Genomic DNA, 19,143 nt, shown 5'->3' on the forward strand with positions numbered 1-19,143 from the left:
AGAGAATGAAAAGCAGTTGCTAATCTTCTAGGGTTAATATTTAACATATTAAAACAACAATTAAGGAGGTCCATATGGAGGTTACTACAATTGGTATAGATATTGCAAAAAGAATTTTTCAAATTCATGGTGTAGATAAAAATGGCAAGACAGTATTAAAGAAAAAATTGATGAGAGATCAGGTTTTGACATTTATGGCTAATTTACCACAATGTTTAGTAGGGATGGAAGCTTGTGGTGGTTCTAGTTATTGGGCAAGAGAAATAACTAAATTAGGGCATGAAGTAAAACTAATGGCACCGCAATTTGTCAAACCATATGTTAAAACTAATAAAAATGATCAAGCAGATGCTGAAGCGATATGTGAAGCCGTGACAAGACCTAATATGAGATTTGTTGCAATTAAAACTATAGAGCAACAAGAAATTTTATCAATACATAGGGTAAGAGAGAGATTGGTAAAAAATCGTACAGCACTTGCTAATGAAATTAGGGGGCTACTACATGAGTTTGGTTTTATTGTTCCTCAAGGCATTAATAAGGTTATCACAAAATTAATTGAGATTTTAGATGCAGGGAAATTAAGCCAGTTAAGTTATCAAACATTTAGTGAACTAAAAGAAGAATTCTTAGATAATAACAGAAAAATAAAAGAGATAGAAAAACGATTAACAATGATAGCAAGTAACCTAACTCAATATCAACGATTAAGAGCTATACCTGGTCTTGGTTTAATTACTGCTACTGCTTTAATAGCATCAATAGGTAATGCTACAAGTTTTGAGAATGGCAGGCAATTATCGGCATGGCTAGGATTAGTGCCAAGACAACATTCAAGTGGTGGGAAGGATAAGCTGCTGGGAATTAGCAAGCGAGGTGATGTATACTTACGCACTTTATTAATTCAAGGGGCTAGAGCTGTACTAAATGCCAAGATAAGATTTACATCGGAAGAACAGAAATCTAAAAAAGATTTTAGCCAATTTACGAAATGGATGTTTAATTTATCTGAGCGAAGTAGCCATAATAAAACGACAGTTGCCATAGCTAATAAGTTGGCAAGAGTGGTGTTTGCTGTACTAAGATCAGGAGATGATTATGTAGAGAGTAAAGTTTGTAGCTAAAGAGTGTGTAGCATAGCACTTATAAGTAAAATAAATGGTGATTTATATAATGAATAGGTAAAAGCAAAACAATATGTAAGAGATTCCAACCCGAAATATGCTTGAGATAATTAATATTGATGGTAAATAAGACAAACCTTAGCTTACAAAAAAACTGCGTTTTTCAGTGGCTCTTTTAGAAGCCGATGGACTGATAAGTATATAGTTTGTAAGCCAGCGAATTCCATCAGGGCTGTAGAATAAATTAGGTTGATTTATCAGCTATAAGCCGGATACATGACTGCATTTGTTTGTTTTTATTATTGATGTTATTTTTTTCTTGCATTCTACAGGAGGTCCATACATGAAAAAATTGGACAAAAAAATGAAGGAGTGTGTTTCCGCAATAAGTTACTCACCTTACGCAAACGAGTTATTTTGACGCAAATTTGCCAATTCATTCATAGATGCTATATTCGCCGCTACTAGCAATTTATATTTAATGGCAAAATGATTGGTTGCAGTCGCGAGTCTTTTGCAATGATTGTGTAAATTTTTGTTGAGCCTATATTAGAAGTAATTAAAAATATAGGTAACAGAAATGCAAATAGAGAAGAATAAAAAAATAAATGAAGCAATAGATTTGCTGATAGAAGGCGGAGTAGATTTAAAAACAGTACTAAGTCAGAATGGATTAATTAAGGAATTAACCAAGGGTATTTTAGAGCGAGCACTGCATGCTGAGATGTCAGAACATTTAGGTTATAGCAAGTATGATAGAGCTGAAACTGAGAATGCGAGGAATGGTAGTTTTAGTAAGAATCTGATTAGTGAGAATGGTACTATAGAGATAAATGTTCCAAGAGACAGACAAGGTAAATTTGAACCTATAATAGTCTCAAAGAAACAAACAAGAATAGATGGCTTAGACCAAAAGATAATATCCTTATATGCGAAGGGTATGAGTGTGTCTGATATTAAAACACAATTGCAAGAATTATATGGAGCTGAGATCAGTGAGAGCCTAATCAGCAGGATTACAGATGAAGTAATAGATGAGGTCAAGATTTGGCAGAGTAGACCTCTTGAGTCAGTATACCCTATAGTATATTTTGACTGTTTAGTAGTGAAAGTAAGACAAGCTAAACTTATTATTAATAAATCAGTATATGTAGCTTTAGGAATAGATTTATCTGGCAGAAAGGATATTTTAGGCTTATGGATAAGTGAGAATGAAGGAGCTAAATTTTGGCTTGGTAATTTTACTGAAATGAAGAATCGAGGAGTAAAAGATATCTTAATTGCTTGTAGTGATAATCTAACTGGTATGTCTGATGCTATTGCATCAGTATATCCGAAAACTGAACATCAAATTTGTATTGTCCATCAGATCAGGAATAGCCTCAAATATGTATCATATAAAGATAGAAAGCAATTAGCAGCGGATTTGAAACTAATCTATACTTCTGCTACTGAAAAAGAAGCAGAATTAGCTCTTGAGTCATTTGATCAAAAATGGAGTAAGCAATATCCGCATATAGCTAAATCTTGGTATAATAATTGGGATAATTTGATAATTTTCTTGCAATATCCAAAGGAGATTCGTAAGATTATTTACACTACAAATGCGATAGAATCGCTGAATAGCCAATTGAGAAAAGTTACTAAGAATAAACGCATCTTTCCAAATGATGACGCAGTATTTAAAGTTTTATATCTGACAATTGATTATATTACCAAAAAATGGTCTATGCCTATCCCCAATTGGAATGAAGCTATGGCTCATTTTATGATCAAATTTGATGGTAGAATTTAATGGTTCACGAAATTTACACAATTGATGAGACAGAGCCGCAGTCGCAACCTTTATAGTCTATCCGCCAAAAACACTTCAAATCCTGATCATTTGTAATGGGATAGAGTTTTGACAACAAATTGCTAAGATTTTCAATAAAAATTAATAAGTTATGTTAATTTTTACTGATACATTTCTGTGTTGGTCTAATTTTGATATGGAGCTATTGTTAACGATTTTTTATCGTTCATCTAGTTTTTGCATGATGATATTTTTGATTTATGTGGAGTTAGACACGATTTGTAAATGATTTGCAATGCATCGTAAATTCAAACCAATAGCAGAGATTATTGGATTGATAATATCTCCTATCATACCTTTCAAGAAGTTTCTACCCATCCGACCATATTGCTTTAAGTGACCTATTATTGGTTCTATGGCACTGCGTCTCTTGATCATAGACTTGTCCTCTTGTAACAACTTCTTCCGCGTTTTTGGGGTATATACCTTACTCTTCTCCTTTACATTGCTACCACTATACCCAAGATCAACAAATGATTTCTTTATCTTGATTCCAGTGACACTCTCTACTGCTTCAAAGCTCTGATGCAATGTATGACCATCATAAGGATTATTATGAAACGATTTTGCGGATAAAACAAAATTTCTACGACCACTTACTACTACCGCTACTTTATTGCCAAACTCATATGGCTTGTTGCGTTTTCCCTTTCCTATACACTCTATAGCTAACGCGGAAAGGTTTTTACCATAGTTTTTGTATTTACTCACATATTCACCAGATCTCAATCCTATTAAACATTGCTGGACTAACTTTAAAAACTGTTTACGTAAAATTATTGATCAATGCCTAAGTTTTTCCTAATCTGTGGTAGAAACATTTCCGTGTTAGCTATACTTCAGGGGCATGAAAACTATATAATACTTTGTTATCTTCTTTATATTGCTTTTTAGCTTCTCTTTTTAAAACAGATTGGTTATGTATTTGTTTTATTTTTTGCAATACTTCTTGATTTTTGAGAGACAAGTTTAATTGCTTATTTTTGATCTCACGCTCACATACTCTAATCAAACGACCCAGTAATATTTTTAAATGCTTCATTATTTTCCAACGCTTCTTGGCTTTACTATGTTCTTTATATTTCCATAGCTTTACTATATCGCGTTTATAGGTTCTAGCGTATGTTTCATTCAAATGTATACCCAAACTGTTGCAAAGCTTTACTATGCTAAGCCTAGCTTTATCCATTAAATAAACATCGTGTGGGTGTTTGATATTCTTAATTTGTACAGTCGTATCAGCGATGATTAATTCCAAATCTTTTTTTTTAATTGTGTTAGTTTTTATCCCAACCCTGATCAACTCCGATAATATCTCATTATATCCAGCTTCACCTAATACACTACGAAACCGTCGTATACTAGTTTCCGAGATAGCTATGTCTTTTTCTATATATTCCCACCCGCAGAAATACTGCCAATACATATTCTCTTTTAGCTCTTCCTCTGATAATGAATCTGAAAAATTATACATTGCTTGTAGCATCGTTATGCCAAGCATCACTCTATGACATTTTCTATTTCTACCAAATTTCTTAATACAAACATTTTTTGATAACCACTCTTCGAGCCTAGACCAATTTATTAATTCTCTTAATTTATATAGCTTATTATTTGGGTTTAATTCTTCTTTTAATTTATAACCAAACAGTTTCCCTTGTTCTTGCGATTTGATAATGTTGTCTATTGGCATTGACTGAAATCCATAAGGTTTATGACCATATTTTATCATTTTCTTACGGATTGTTGTATTACTTCTTGTCTTAAAACCATATTATCTATAAGGCTTGTAGAGTTTTGGCGGACGGACTTTATAATTTCTAACTTACAAAATGCTACAATTGAAGCAAATATATGGTTTGCTTGAGATCGCATCTTCTTGGTTGGAGATTTTGCCAAGCTTGCATTTTCTTTGATAGATTTGTGATATTCCTCAATTCTCCATCGTTTTTGATAGATTTGATATAAATAGGCAGTATCATTTTCTGTATCATTAGAAGCAAGGTATAGAGTACCAGTCGATCCGTCTTCGTTTATGAAAACTTTTTTGATTAGTAATACTTCAAAAGATACGCCTTTCAACCATACCTTCTTTGATTCTCCATCCTGCATATCTAATGATGAGATTTGTTGAAACTGACCAATTTTTTTATCTTTACCTGATAATGCAACAATTCTATTGGATTTAATACCAATAATAAACTTTTTACCAAGTAACTCTATGAATTCCATATTCTCTTTAGAACCAAACCAATTGTCGGCTAAAATGTACTCAAACAACACTTTGTTCTCTGTTGATTGTTTTATGAGATTGCGAAAATGTTGGTTTTTGCTCATGCTAGATTTACGCTTTACTTTGCGTGTATCAATATCAGAAAAACTAACATCTTTATGAATAATTTCGTACCAAAATGGAAAAACTACATCACCATACGAAACTAAGCACGATAAAATGTTTATTCCTTTGACATGCTTTCCTTTAGCATGAGAGTGATGCCATGCTACTATCTCATTTTCATCCGTATAAGGCTTCTCTTCTATTGAATCATCTAATCTCAACCACTACCGGCTGAGAGCCGGTAGGTTGATGGTAGGCACTGGAAGTGCCTTAGAATTTAAGCTAAAGCTTATTCCAATCTAATGTTAGAAATAGCAGTTGGTTTATGAGCTTCTGTATGGTTATTTATATACTCACAGGAGTTTCGCACTTAGCAAAGTTGCGAATCAGTTAAAAGCCATCTGATATTGTTTTGAATTGATGTTTTTATAACTTCCCAAGTTTGTTGATATAAAGTAATGTTTTCATTTATCCTCCTTTTATTCATATCAAGCCAGGCAAATACTGCAAGGCAAATATGATTTCTTTGAGCTCGGCCCGTGCGTGCCTGACAGCGTTCAATACCACAAGTTTGTTTTAATTCTCGATGATAAACCTCTATAGACCAACGTGCCTTAACAATTTTCTCTATTTGCTCACGTGTGGGATTTTCCAAGTTCGTTGTTATGTAATCAATGCGACCATTCTTTGCCACAAACTTAAATACCGTAACCCAACCGTATCCACGTAGGTGAATTTTTAGCCCCTCATCGGGTATCTCTAAACTTTCCAAGCTAACATTATGATTAACTTTTCTATTTTTCCTTAGGGTGGTAACCCATAGCCAGCCTAAATTACGTATATGTTTTAAATTCTCCAACCCGCTATACCAAGCATCCATGACTATGGCATCAGGATTGAGACCTCTTTCTTTAGCTAAAGTAAGCATATCACAAAAATGCTCATTCTTTGTTTTACCATCAGTGTCTTTATCATATATTCTATAATCTACGGGAGTAGATTGAGCAATTTTAGTATTGTAATGTAGTAAGTTTACCATTCCTATACCAGGTATAACATCATGTACAGCTCCAGAATATTGATAACGTACAAGCTCAATCTTCTGACTGTATTGCTTTGATAATAAGGTGTCATCCCCCACTAATAAACACGGTGCTTCCCAATCTATATATTTTGACACTTCCTTATAGATTTCGCTAGGACGAAAATCCTTACTCTTTAACCATCGACTTGCACTATCGTGAGATAGATCTACTGGACTCACTTCAGATAATGCCTTGCTAGTATATCTGACACTACTTGCTTGTAAAAATGATTTATATAAGTCCTTGCTACATTTTGTTCTTGTCATTTTTATCTAAAACTATTTTTCTCTAGATTAACATACTTTTTGCTAAGTGCGAAACTCCTGACTCATTAATTACTTCATCTGTAATATGACCACTTGTTGTACTAAAATAGTCCGTCCGCCAAAACTCTACAAGCCTTATAGATAATATGGTTTTAAGACAAGAAGTAATACAACAATCCGTAAGAAAATGATAAAATATGGTCATAAACCTTATGGATTTCAGTCAATGCCAATAGACAACATTATCAAATCGCAAGAACAAGGGAAACTGTTTGGTTATAAATTAAAAGAAGAATTAAACCCAAATAATAAGCTATATAAATTAAGAGAATTAATAAATTGGTCTAGGCTCGAAGAGTGGTTATCAAAAAATGTTTGTATTAAGAAATTTGGTAGAAATAGAAAATGTCATAGAGTGATGCTTGGCATAACGATGCTACAAGCAATGTATAATTTTTCAGATTCATTATCAGAGGAAGAGCTAAAAGAGAATATGTATTGGCAGTATTTCTGCGGGTGGGAATATATAGAAAAAGACATAGCTATCTCGGAAACTAGTATACGACGGTTTCGTAGTGTATTAGGTGAAGCTGGATATAATGAGATATTATCGGAGTTGATCAGGGTTGGGATAAAAACTAACACAATTAAAAAAAAAGATTTGGAATTAATCATCGCTGATACGACTGTACAAATTAAGAATATCAAACACCCACACGATGTTTATTTAATGGATAAAGCTAGGCTTAGCATAGTAAAGCTTTGCAACAGTTTGGGTATACATTTGAATGAAACATACGCTAGAACCTATAAACGCGATATAGTAAAGCTATGGAAATATAAAGAACATAGTAAAGCCAAGAAGCGTTGGAAAATAATGAAGCATTTAAAAATATTACTGGGTCGTTTGATTAGAGTATGTGAGCGTGAGATCAAAAATAAGCAATTAAACTTGTCTCTCAAAAATCAAGAAGTATTGCAAAAAATAAAACAAATATAGCTAACGCGGAAAGGTTTTTACCATAGTTTTTGTATTTACTCACATATTCACCAGATCTAAATCCTATTAAACATTGCTGGACTAACTTTAAAAACTGTTTACGTAAAATTATTGATCAATGCCTAAGTTTTTCCTAATCTGTGGTAGAAACATTTCCGTGTTAGCTATACATAACCAATCTGTTTTAAAAAGAGAAGCTAAAAAGCAATATAAAGAAGATAACAAAGTATTATATAGTTTTCATGCCCCTGAAGTAGAGTGTATAGGAAAGGGAAAACGCAACAAGCCATATGAGTTTGGCAATAAAGTAGCGGTAGTAGTAAGTGGTCGTAGAAATTTTGTTTTATCCGCAAAATCGTTTCATAATAATCCTTATGATGGTCATACATTGCATCAGAGCTTTGAAGCAGTAGAGAGTGTCACTGGAATCAAGATAAAGAAATCATTTGTTGATCTTGGGTATAGTGGTAGCAATGTAAAGGAGAAGAGTAAGGTATATACCCCAAAAACGCGGAAGAAGTTGTTACAAGAGGACAAGTCTATGATCAAGAGACGCAGTGCCATAGAACCAATAATAGGTCACTTAAAGCAATATGGTCGGATGGGTAGAAACTTCTTGAAAGGTATGATAGGAGATATTATCAATCCAATAATCTCTGCTATTGGTTTGAATTTACGATGCATTGCAAATCATTTACAAATCGTGTCTAACTCCACATAAATCAAAAATATCATCATGCAAAAACTAGATGAACGATAAAAAATCGTTAACAATAGCTCCATATCAAAATTAGACCAACACAGAAATGTATCAGTAAAAATTAACATAACTTATTAATTTTTATTGAAAATCTTAGCAATTTGTTGTCAAAACTCTATCCCATTACAAATGATCAGGATTTGAAGTGTTTTTGGCGGATAGACAAAATAACCTCTTCCCCAAAAATGCTTCCCCCAATATCTCTTCTTTAATTCAGGAAATTCTTGTTGTATTCTACGTGAAGTCCTACCTTTCGCTCTTTGTACAAATTCACTTACTGCTATACTAGGAGGTATCGATACTAAAATATGTAAATGATCAGATGATATCACCGGAAAGTTCTATAATTAATCTCTCAGGGTTTAATTCCCCGAAGCTCTGCTTCGTGATATCATAAGAACTGAAGTTTTGACAAAAATTCTAATTTTTCTGACTAAAGTGAAAATTTATATTTAAAGTTAAATATTTAGTGCTTTTATCAGCTTAAAAGCGATATTTCTACAATTTAAAGTAAATTATTTGATATATAATACAAATTATAGATTGATACACTCGCCACTTTTTTTAATAAAAATTTTTTGTCAAAACTTCAGTAAGAAACAACTAAAACTTTTTTAGATACCTCGTAGCTCTGCTGCGAGGAGCATCATTTAAAGTGTCTTTTTTCTCTGCCCTACTATTAAAAACTCCTTATTTCCTTTAGCTCCGAGTATCGGGCTTTCTACAATACTGAATATATCAAAATTATGTTCTTCTTCAAGCCAAGCTTTAATTTTATTGCACACTTTTTGATGAAGTAACGGGTTTTTAATAATGCCCCCCTCCTCTACCTCTTGCTTTTCGACTTCAAATTGTGGCTTGATTAGGGCTATAAGCAAACAATCTTTCTTAGCTAAAGCAAATGAAGCAGGCAGAATAGTAGTTAAGCTGATAAAGCTTGCATCGCAAACTATCAAATCAGGCTGAATAGTTATTTGTTTTTCGGTTAAATATCGTGCATTAGTTTTCTCCAGTACTATAATTTGCGGATTATTCCGCAATCTATGATGCAGCTCACCATAACCAACATCTACGGCAAACACTAACTTTGCACCTTGCTCCAATAAAACTTCCGTAAAACCGCCAGTACTGCTTCCAAGATCAATGCAAACCATACCGCTAGGGTTAATCTTAAAATGATCTAAAGCCTTAATTAGCTTTAATGCTCCTCTTGAAACATAATTATGTTTCGGCAGCTTTACCTTGATGTCAGTATCATTTATATTAACTTGCGTTCCGGCTTTGGTTAGTTGCTCATGTTTATTATGCACTTTACCCTGCATAATTAGACTTTGTGCCACCTGAATATTTGGAGCAAAACCTTTTTGCAATAAAAATTCATCAAGTCTTATTTTAGTCATTATCAATTAAGCAATACTTGATTTTGTAACTTAAATAATTCTGCTACACCTGCTTTTGCAAGTTTTAACATTTCTAAAAATTGCTCTTCAGAAAAAGGTTTTTTCTCTGCTGTTCCTTGAATTTCAATTAAGTTTCCGTTACCTGCAAATACAAAATTACTATCTACTTCAGCGTCACTATCTTCTAAATAATCCAGATCTAATATAGGTTGATCTTTATATATACCGCAAGAAACAGCAGCAACTTGGTTGATCAATGGATTTACTTTTAGAATTCTTTTTTTCATTAATGATCTAATAGCTAAATGCAAAGCTACATAACTTCCTGTTATAGCGGCAGTCCTAGTACCTCCATCGGCATTAATCACATCACAATCTATGGTAATTTGTCGCTCACCAAGTTTTTGTAAGTCAATTATCGAACGCATCGTTCTGCCTATTAAACGCTGTATCTCTTGCGTTCTACCTGACTGCTTACCTTGCACCGCTTCCCTTTTATTACGCTGAGATGTAGAACCCGGGAGCATGCTATACTCTGCGGTAATCCATCCTCTGTTCTGGTTACGTAAAAATGGCGGTACTGTAGTATCATAACTCGCACTACACATAACATGAGTGTTACCTATTTTAATAAGACATGAGCCTTCTGCGTTAATAAGAGGAGATAATTCTATTGAAATAGGACGTAATTGATTGCTTTTTCTGCCTGACTGCCTCATAATATAATATTTATACCTCTAATAGATGAAGAATAGATAGACAAAGTTTTATTTGGAAAAGATTTTAAATAAAACAAGTATACCCCATTGAAAATTTTAGATTTTTTATTATATCTTATACTATAAGTAAATCAATAATAGTTATACGATGACGGACAATAATATAGAAAACAAAGAAGAAGAAATAATAAATGATATTGCTGAAGAAGTAGCAAATACTGAAATAGCAGACTTAAAAGCCCAAATAGAGGAGCTGAAAGATAAGCTAATTAGAGCAAGTGCTGAAATAGATAATACCAGAAAGCGTTTAGAAAAAGCACGTGATGAAGCAAGAGATTATGCGATTACTACATTTGCTAAAGAGCTTCTAAACGTTAGCGATAATTTATCTAGAGCATTAGAGTATAAACCGCTAGATGCTTCAGTAGAAGTAACTAACATTATTGCCGGTGTTCAGATGACTAAAGATGAGCTAGATAAAGTATTTCATAAGCACCACATAGAAGAAATAAAGCCGGAAATAGGATCAGCATTTGATTATAATCTACATAATGCAATTTCTCAAATAGAGCATCCTGATCATGAACCTAATAGCGTTATTAATATAATGCAAGTTGGCTATAAAATTAAAGATAGATTATTAAGACCCGCAACTGTTCAAGTAACTAAAAAAACATAGGTCTACTCGATGAACTTGAAAAATTGGCATCGTCGTCTTTGTAAGTCCTCAGATGCTCACGTATTCAGTATACGCTGTGCTCTTCGGCTTCCAGTCCGATTACTCTTTGCCAAGTTGATCTTCGTATACCGATATTTTGGAGTAAAAATATGAATAAAACCGCTATATTTTGGCTGCTTTTTATAGGAATTTTTATAAGCGGTTTTATGCTAATTTCAGAAGCAATAAGACCATTTTTTATTGCTTTGATAATTTCTTATTTACTACAGCCTGCTATAGAATTTGTTGCGTCAAAATTTAAACTATCAAATAAGATTTCATCTATTATAATTTATCTGATATTTTTAAGTATATTTTTTACTGCACTTACTCTTTTAGTACCGGTAATTTATGGGCAGGTTTCTACTTTTGTAAATAACATACCTAAATATAAGGATTATTTTCAAGCAGAGATATTGCCGCCTATAATGACAAAAATTTATGCTGTAGAGCCTAATATCGCTGATAAGATACGGGATTCTTTAAGTAATTTCATAAATAGTATATTCACTATACTTGGCAGCCTTGCTAATAATTTTTGGCACTATACTCTCGTTACAATTAATATATTTGTCTTATTTTTACTTATCCCTATAATATTATTTTATTTCTTACGTGATTGGACAAGAATTATTGAAAATATGAAATCGTTATTACCGCTAAAAAGTAGGCATAAAATCCTTGGAATATTATCCTCTATCAATAGCCTGCTTGCTGCTTATATAAGAGGTCAGCTAAATGTTTGCCTATTATTGTCAATTTATTATAGTATCTCATTTAGTATAATAGGTATCGATCTTGCACTATTGCTAGGAATTCTCACCGGTTTTTTAGTTATCATACCTTTTATCGGCACTTGTATCTCGTGCCTTCTAACGCTCACTATCGGATATTTAACCTTCGGTGCGACTACACAACTATTTTATATAATGGTGGTTTATATTATTGGGAATATTTGTGAGTCATATATTTTAACACCTAAAATTATTGGCGATAAAATAGGTTTGCATCCTCTTTGGATTCTCTTCTCAATTTTTGCCTGCGGTAGTTTATTCGGCTTTATCGGAATATTTTTCGCTATACCAATAGCCGGCGTTACGAAGATTTTACTTTTTAATATCATTAAATTCTATAAATCTAGTAGATTTTACCGTTTGGAGGGGTAAAAAGACGTTTCATCCCATGGCGGTATTGTTGCGTGGATCATTCTCCCTCTGTCATCCCGTGATTTATGAACTAGATCCAGTTAAAAATACTAAACATTGCCATAAAACGGTAAATTCCAGTATTAATTAAGCCAGATTTATATTTTCTTCCCATACCTCATTGGGTGTTTTATAACCGAGCACTTTTCTTGGTAAATTATTTAAAAAATCCTCAATTTCTTGTAACTGAAGTTTTGACAAAAAGATAACCAAACTTATAAAGTATGATATAAATACGCTCAAATACAAAATGGTTTTTAGTGTGTATGATTATGCAAGAAATGTTGCAAGAAATAAAAAATTTTCCCCTATAATCAAGATGTGGTTTTAGAATTAATACTATCACTAGTAACTAATGATAGCGTTAAAGCAAGATCTGTTGTTGAATTAACAACTAATAAATATTTTCAGCGTAGTTGGTCAAGTGTATACAGAGCTATAGAGAATTTTTACTGTGCTCGTGATGAATCATTAAATATAAGAGATGAGCAACGTTTTAAGACTCGAGAAGATATAGAAAAATACTTAATAAGTAAACTGATTAATGAGGGTAAAAACTTACTGCAAATAGATACTACAGTGAGTAGCAAGAAAGATTCCAAGAAAGCAATTGATCGTACATATATTAGACAGAATGCTAATAACCGACCAGTTGCGGGTTATGAATATAGTGTAGTTTGCATCGGTGCTCAGCCTAAATGGTCTGTACCAATATCTATAAATAGAGTAAAATCAGATGAGAATAAGTATAGCAAAGGTAGCAAACAAATAATGAAAATTGTTAAGCAAATACCACAAAAGGCTCTCAATATAACAGTAGGTGATGCAGGTTATAGCGCTCTATCTTTCATTCACCCGCTGCACAATGAAGCAAATACGGTAACAATAACCCGCCAAAGAATTAATCGCAGTATTTACAAAATATATATAGAGGAGCAAAAAACAAGAGGTCGTAAAAGATCTTATGGAGCTAAGATTTCTTGTAGTAGTTCTGATAATTTACTGATTCCAGATACAGAAGAAACTGTAGTAAAGGCTACAAAAAATGGTGACATATCAATTAGTATTTCACTATTTAAGAATTATCTAATCAAGGGCAAGAAACAGCATATCATGTCTGATAAACCGCTGAATTTTATTCAGGTTAAGGTGTTAGATGCATCAGGAAATAGGAAATATAACAGAGATTTATGGTTATGTGTTTCTGGCCAACAAAAAGATAAAATCAGTGGTAAAGAAGTATATGAATACTATAGACAAAGGTTTGATATTGAGCATTTTTTTAAATTTGGTAAGTCAAAATTATTGATGGATAAATTTCAAACGAATGATCCAAATAAAGATGAGGATTATATGTTATTCGTAATGCTAGCGTACAACATATTGTATCATGCACAATCTTCAGTTAAGGCAAGAAAAGTAAGGGCATGGGATAAAAAAATCAATAGCAATATGTTGTCTCCAAGTGAAGTTTATAGATCTATGCCACAAATTGCCCTTGAAGAAATATTAGAAAAGTCTATATCCAGAGGGATACCAGATCATAGAAATATTAGAAATAATCATCAGGTCAAACCATTTGCACCAGTAATACGCAAAAGTAATAAACACGGTAAGTTGGAAATTACAATAAAATCAAGTTTTGATGGAAGTAACCAAATTACCAAAACCTCATTTAATAAAAAGCTAGAATTACCAAATAATATTAGTAAGTATAAACCAGCAATATTAGACAAAATTGCTACAGTTTTTGACACATTATGTACCCAAATAGAATAAATAAATTTTGTTATTACTAAAAAAGTATAAAAAAATTGGAATACATTTCTCCTTATGGAAAGGATTTTGTCAAAACTTCAGTTGTAATTGCTTTATTGTTAATTTTTTTATATCTAAAGATTTAGAGTATACTCTGTGCACCATTGAGTTAATCTTCTCTATCAATGGTTTTTGCCATGGAGAATAAGGATTGCAAAAATATACTTTTCGTTCAGATTTTGGCAATAGTTGTTCATGATTGGTAAATTCTTTGCCATTATCTAACGTTATGCTTTTGATTATATGCGACAATTGTTGGAAAGTTCTATAATTAATTAAGCCAGATATAATCAATTTTTAATCTCTCAGGGTTTAATTCCCCGAAGCTCTGCTTCGTGATATCATAAGAAACAACTAAAACTTTTTTAGATACCTCGTAGCTCTGCTGCGAGGAGCATCATTTAAATATAGATATATCATGGCTCATTTAACGATAGATGAAAGATTTAAAATATACGAAATGAATAAGAGTGGTTATAGCTCGCGATATATAGGGACAAAGATTGGCCGTGATAAAAGCACTATATGTTATGAACTCAAGAGAATGAGGCATAATTATAGACCAGATAGGGCTAACACACTTGCTTGCAGTTTAAGGCAAGGTAAGAGAAAAAGAAAATTAGATATTGATAATAATTTACCAAGAAAAGTGCTCGGTTATAAAACACCCAATGAGGTATGGGAAGAAAATATAAATCTGGCTTAATTAATACTGGAATTTACCAAGCCTAAATTTTTTCGCTATTTGTCATAGTTAGCTATTTATCTCTCTGCTATTATCTATTATTATAAATCGGTGTCATACCGTGGCTTGGGAACTAGATCCAGTTTTAAAATACACATACAAAAAACTGGATTCCCGCTTCCGCGGGAATGACATTACAATAAACTAAACTGTTATAATAAATAATTTACAAAATAATGATAAACACTAAATATTACCCAGAAGTTAGCTCAAATGCTGATTTTGCTACCATGGAAAAAGAAATATTAAAATTTTGGCAAGATAATAATATATTCCAAAAATCTATTGATATTAGAGAGGGCGATGCTGAGTTTATCTTTTACGATGGTCCGCCTTTTGCTAATGGGTTACCGCATTATGGGCACTTACTCACTGGCTTTATTAAAGACGTATATGCTAGATATCAAACGGTTAGAGGGAAGAAAGTAGAACGTCGTTTCGGTTGGGATTGTCACGGACTACCTGCTGAAATGCAATCTGAAAAGGAACTCGGTATTTCAGGGCGTCTTGCTATTACTAATTTCGGGATAGAAAAGTTTAACGCTCATTGTAGAGATTCGGTAATGAAATATGCCGGTGAGTGGGAGCAATATGTAACACGTCAAGCAAGATGGGTAGATTTTAAAAATTCTTACAAAACAATGGATAAGAATTTTATGGAATCCGTGCTTTGGGCATTCAAAGAGTTATATAATAAAGGATTATTGTACGAATCTATGCGCGTTATGCCTTATTCGTGGGCATGCGAAACACCACTTTCTAACTTTGAAACAAGACTTGATAATTCATATAGAGAGCGAGCAGATAAAGCTGTAACAGTTAGTTTTGTATTATGTCATTCGTCATTGCGAGGAAAAATTGAAAATTTTGACGAAGCAATCTCAGGAGATAAGCACAAGATTGACCGCTCTCAGCCTACGCATCTCCTCGCAATGACGAAAAAAGTGGATCCCCGCGGGGATGACATTAAAGAGGACGGTGGTAACATAGAGTACCGTATCCTCGCCTGGACGACTACCCCTTGGACATTGCCGTCAAATCTAGCCTTAGCAGTTGGTAGCGATATCGATTATGCGTTAGTTCCTAAAGGCGATGTCTGTTATATCATAGCTGCCTCATCTGTTTCTAAATACGCTAAAGAATTAGAGCTAAAAGGCGATGAGCAATTCACAATAATTAAAGGCTCAGAGCTTCAAGGATTAAGCTATAAGCCGCTATTTGACTATTTTAAAAATCATCCGAATAGCTTTAAGATATTTGCCGGCGATTTTGTTGTTGAGGGTGATGGTACTGGGGTAGTACATATGGCTCCTGGCTTTGGTGAAGATGACCAAATACTTTGCGAACGGGAAGGCATAAAGCTGGTTTGTCCTGTGGATAATAGCGGTAAGTTTACCAAAGAAATACCTGATTTAGAGGGCTTACAAGTATTTGATGCAAACGATAAAATAATAATCAAGCTGAAAGAGCAAGGTAATTGGCTAAAAACCGAGCAGTATATCCATAATTATCCGCATTGCTGGCGAACCGACACGCCTCTTATATATAAAGCTGTTCCGTCATGGTACGTAAAAGTTACCGAATTTAAAGACAGAATGGTAGAGCTGAATCAGCAAATTAATTGGATACCGACGCATGTTAAAGATAATTTATTTGGTAAATGGCTTGAGAATGCTAGGGATTGGTCAATAAGCCGTAATAGATTCTGGGGAACACCTTTGCCGGTATGGAAGTCTGACGATCCAAAATATCCACGTATAGATGTTTATGGTTCTATAGAAGAGCTAGAAAAAGATTTTGGGGTTAAAATTACTGATTTACATCGTCCATTTATTGACGAGTTAACAAGACCGAATCCCGACGATCCAACTGGTAAATCAACAATGCGTAGAATAGAAGACGTATTTGATTGTTGGTTTGAAAGTGGTTCAATGCCGTATGGACAAGCACACTACCCTTTTGAAAATAAGCAGTGGTTTGAGGATCGTTTTCCGGCAGATTTCATAGTTGAATATTCCGCACAAACACGTGGTTGGTTTTATACTTTAATGGTATTATCTACTGCCCTATTTGATCGTCCGCCATTTTTAAATTGTATATGCCACGGCGTGATTTTAGATGCTACGGGTCAAAAGCTTTCAAAGCGTCTAAATAACTATGCCGATCCACTGGAGCTATTCGATAAATATGGCTCAGATGCCTTAAGGGTAACAATGCTTTCTTCCAATGTTGTTAAAGGGCAAGAGCTACTAATTGATAAAGATGGTAAAATGGTATTTGATACGCTTCGTTTGTTTATCAAGCCTATCTGGAACGCTTACCATTTCTTCACGATGTATGCTAACGCTGACCATATTAAAGGTGAGCTAAGTTTTAACTCGGAAAATGTGCTTGATGTGTATATATTATCCAAGCTTAAGATAGCGGTAGAAAAGATTAAAGAAAGTTTAGACAGCTTCGATACTGGGACAGCTTATAATGCAGTTTCAGAATTTTTTGAAGTACTAAACAACTGGTATATCAGACGAAGCAGAGCTAGATTTTGGAAAAGCGCAAAGGATGCAGATAAACAAAGTGCTTATAACACGCTATATACTTGCTTAGAAACTATGGCTATTGCGATGTCGTCTTTAGTGCCGCTTATCTCCGAAGCGATATATTTAGGGCTATATTGTCATCCTCGCGAAAGCGGGGATCCAGAAAAACCTGAATGCCTGGATTCCCGCCTACGCGGGAATGACAATTTATCCGCCCATCTATGCGACTATCCTGATCTCTCAAAATTTGAAATAAATAGCGAACTAGTGGATACTATGGATACTGTACTAGATATTTGCAGTAACAGCCTATTCATCAGAAGTAGCGAAAACGCACGTGTAAGGCAACCACTTAGCAGTATAACGATTATTAGCAAAAATAACGACAAACTAAAAGATTTTGAAGATTTAATTAAAGACGAGCTCAATGTTAAATCAGTAATTTATCGTGATGATTTAGAGAATTATGCAGTTAAAAAATTATCGATTAATTTCCCGTTACTTGGTCAGCGTCTGCCGGCTAAAATGAAAGATATCATAGCTACCTCTAAAAAGAACGAGTGGGAAGCGACCTCTGATGGCTTGAGGATCTGTAATGAGACCTTAAATAGCGATGAATATAAACTAATCTTAGAACCTCATTCGCATATTAAAGGGGCTAGCAGCTTTGCCCATAATAGCAGTCTGCTCATACTTGATCTAGAGCTCACCCCTGAGTTAATAGACGAAGGAATAGCTCGTGACACTGTACGCTTCATACAACAAGCTCGAAAAAATGCCGATTTTGCTATAACAGATAGAATTTTGATTGATATAAATTTGCCTAAAATAACTGATATTTACGGTGAGTTTATTAAAGAGCAAACCTTAGGTGAATTTGCTAAAGATTTTATTCCTGATCATATTAGTGAAATCGAGCTAGAAAACCACAAACTACAACTAAAGATTAAGAAAGTAAACTGATAGTTAATTCTTTAATCTCTCAGGGTTTAATTCCCCGAAGCTCTGCTTCGTGATATACTACTTGAATGGAAGAAAGCAGTTATATACATAAGAGTCATAATGTCACAGTACTAATATATCATTTAGTAACGCCGGCAAAGTATAGAAGAGTAATATTCAATCAAGAACTAGATGATTATTTGTGTAAAATTTGTGAGCACATAGAAGATCGTTATGAAATTAGATTTTGAGAAATAGGAGTAGATAAAGATCACGTACATTTTTTATTACAGTCAATACCAATGTATAGCCCAACAAAAATAACTCAAATCATAAAAAGTATTACTTCTAAGAAAATGTTTGAGAAATATCCAAATCTTAAAGAAAAATTATGGGGAAGTGAGTTTTGGAGTAAAGGATATTTTATGAGCACAGTAGGTAAACATGGTGATGAGCAGAAATTACGTAATTATGTACAGAATCAAGGTTCAGGCAAACCTTCTTATAAAGCATTTCAACAAAAACAGTTAAAGCTTTTTGGATAGATACCTCGTAGCTCTGCCGCCGAGGAGCATCATTAGAAAAAGCGGGTTGTACTCTTATTTATCTACCGGTCTATTCTCCAGATTTA

Annotated in this window: 13 protein-coding genes and 8 pseudogenes; 10 read left to right on the forward strand and 11 right to left on the reverse strand. The window is 33.6% G+C overall.

The annotated features are described in order from the left end of the window. Positions 1-74: 74 nt before the first annotated feature. Complete coding sequence (locus tag AAHI98_RS13275) at positions 75-1,124, forward strand: IS110 family RNA-guided transposase (RefSeq protein ID WP_342224642.1); 1,050 nt, start codon at positions 75-77, stop codon at positions 1,122-1,124. A gap of 399 nt (positions 1,125-1,523) precedes the next feature. Here the strand turns inward: AAHI98_RS13275 and AAHI98_RS18775 are convergent. Beyond that, positions 1,524-1,637 (reverse strand): annotated as a pseudogene (locus tag AAHI98_RS18775) (IS701 family transposase); the annotation flags it as partial. 67 nt (positions 1,638-1,704) lie between these two features. Here AAHI98_RS18775 and AAHI98_RS13280 point away from each other — a divergent pair. Then, positions 1,705-2,919, forward strand: a complete 1,215-nt coding sequence (locus AAHI98_RS13280; RefSeq protein ID WP_342225690.1) for an IS256 family transposase — start codon at positions 1,705-1,707, stop codon at positions 2,917-2,919. Between the two features lie 258 nt (positions 2,920-3,177). Here AAHI98_RS13280 and AAHI98_RS13285 read toward each other — a convergent pair whose 3' ends face one another. The 5 genes and pseudogenes from AAHI98_RS13285 to AAHI98_RS13300 form a co-directional block, all read right to left on the reverse strand. After that, positions 3,178-3,690, reverse strand: a complete 513-nt coding sequence (locus AAHI98_RS13285) for a transposase (RefSeq protein WP_342226064.1) — start codon at positions 3,688-3,690, stop codon at positions 3,178-3,180. 121 nt (positions 3,691-3,811) lie between these two features. Further along, positions 3,812-4,711, reverse strand: coding sequence for a transposase (locus AAHI98_RS13290; protein ID WP_342226065.1), 900 nt, complete (start codon positions 4,709-4,711; stop codon positions 3,812-3,814). Next, positions 4,708-5,538, reverse strand: a pseudogene (locus AAHI98_RS13295) (transposase); the annotation flags it as partial. The pseudogene AAHI98_RS13295 and the gene AAHI98_RS13290, both read right to left, overlap by 4 nt. 68 nt (positions 5,539-5,606) lie before the next feature. Then, positions 5,607-5,672: pseudogene (locus AAHI98_RS18780) on the reverse strand (IS200/IS605 family transposase); the annotation flags it as partial. Positions 5,673-5,687: 15 nt separating this feature from the next. Continuing rightward, positions 5,688-6,668 carry an IS701 family transposase gene (locus AAHI98_RS13300; RefSeq protein ID WP_342224659.1) on the reverse strand — a complete coding sequence of 327 codons (981 nt, stop codon included), beginning with the start codon at positions 6,666-6,668 and terminating at the stop codon, positions 5,688-5,690. A gap of 187 nt (positions 6,669-6,855) precedes the next feature. Between AAHI98_RS13300 and AAHI98_RS13305 the strand changes: the two genes are divergently transcribed. After that, complete coding sequence (locus AAHI98_RS13305; protein WP_342226067.1) at positions 6,856-7,668, forward strand: transposase; 813 nt, start codon at positions 6,856-6,858, stop codon at positions 7,666-7,668. A gap of 118 nt (positions 7,669-7,786) precedes the next feature. Next, entirely contained in the window at positions 7,787-8,389 is a 603-nt protein-coding gene (locus tag AAHI98_RS13310) for a transposase (RefSeq protein WP_342226068.1), read from the forward strand. Between the two features lie 182 nt (positions 8,390-8,571). Here the strand turns inward: AAHI98_RS13310 and tnpA (AAHI98_RS13315) are convergent. The 3 genes and pseudogenes from tnpA (AAHI98_RS13315) to rph form a co-directional block, all read right to left on the reverse strand. Beyond that, a pseudogene (tnpA, locus tag AAHI98_RS13315) lies at positions 8,572-8,760 on the reverse strand (IS200/IS605 family transposase); the annotation flags it as partial. Between the two features lie 318 nt (positions 8,761-9,078). Then, positions 9,079-9,828: a TlyA family RNA methyltransferase gene (locus tag AAHI98_RS13320; RefSeq protein WP_342226069.1), complete on the reverse strand. Its 750-nt coding sequence runs from the start codon at positions 9,826-9,828 to the stop codon at positions 9,079-9,081. A gap of 2 nt (positions 9,829-9,830) precedes the next feature. Continuing rightward, the gene (gene rph / locus AAHI98_RS13325) at positions 9,831-10,547 is read right to left on the reverse strand and encodes a ribonuclease PH (RefSeq protein ID WP_342226070.1); all 717 of its coding nucleotides are present in this window, start codon (positions 10,545-10,547) and stop codon (positions 9,831-9,833) included. Between the two features lie 148 nt (positions 10,548-10,695). Here rph and grpE point away from each other — a divergent pair, with 148 nt between their 5' ends. Next, the gene (gene grpE / locus AAHI98_RS13330; protein ID WP_342226071.1) at positions 10,696-11,226 is read left to right on the forward strand and encodes a nucleotide exchange factor GrpE; all 531 of its coding nucleotides are present in this window, start codon (positions 10,696-10,698) and stop codon (positions 11,224-11,226) included. Between the two features lie 149 nt (positions 11,227-11,375). Next, on the forward strand, positions 11,376-12,431 hold the full coding sequence (locus tag AAHI98_RS13340) for an AI-2E family transporter (protein ID WP_342226072.1): 1,056 nt from the start codon (positions 11,376-11,378) through the stop codon (positions 12,429-12,431). Positions 12,432-12,557: 126 nt separating this feature from the next. Here AAHI98_RS13340 and AAHI98_RS18785 read toward each other — a convergent pair. Then, positions 12,558-12,659, reverse strand: a pseudogene (locus AAHI98_RS18785) (IS30 family transposase); the annotation flags it as partial. A 132-nt stretch (positions 12,660-12,791) separates the two neighbouring features. Between AAHI98_RS18785 and AAHI98_RS13345 the strand changes: the two are divergent. Then, on the forward strand, positions 12,792-14,249 hold the full coding sequence (locus AAHI98_RS13345; protein ID WP_342224664.1) for a transposase: 1,458 nt from the start codon (positions 12,792-12,794) through the stop codon (positions 14,247-14,249). 81 nt (positions 14,250-14,330) lie between these two features. On the opposite strand, the pseudogene AAHI98_RS13350 reads toward AAHI98_RS13345, so the two are convergent. Then, a pseudogene (locus AAHI98_RS13350) lies at positions 14,331-14,555 on the reverse strand (IS30 family transposase); the annotation flags it as partial. A 151-nt stretch (positions 14,556-14,706) separates the two neighbouring features. Between AAHI98_RS13350 and AAHI98_RS13355 the strand changes: the two are divergent. From AAHI98_RS13355 to tnpA (AAHI98_RS13365), 3 genes and pseudogenes are all read left to right on the forward strand, one after another. Continuing rightward, positions 14,707-14,943, forward strand: a pseudogene (locus AAHI98_RS13355) (helix-turn-helix domain-containing protein); the annotation flags it as partial. A 266-nt stretch (positions 14,944-15,209) separates the two neighbouring features. Beyond that, entirely contained in the window at positions 15,210-18,533 is a 3,324-nt protein-coding gene (gene ileS / locus AAHI98_RS13360; protein WP_342226074.1) for an isoleucine--tRNA ligase, read from the forward strand. A gap of 65 nt (positions 18,534-18,598) precedes the next feature. Then, positions 18,599-19,057: pseudogene (tnpA, locus tag AAHI98_RS13365) on the forward strand (IS200/IS605 family transposase). Positions 19,058-19,143: the final 86 nt, after the last annotated feature.

It is taken from the genome of Rickettsia endosymbiont of Urophora cardui (assembly GCF_964030725.1).
GTDB lineage: Bacteria > Pseudomonadota > Alphaproteobacteria > Rickettsiales > Rickettsiaceae > Rickettsia.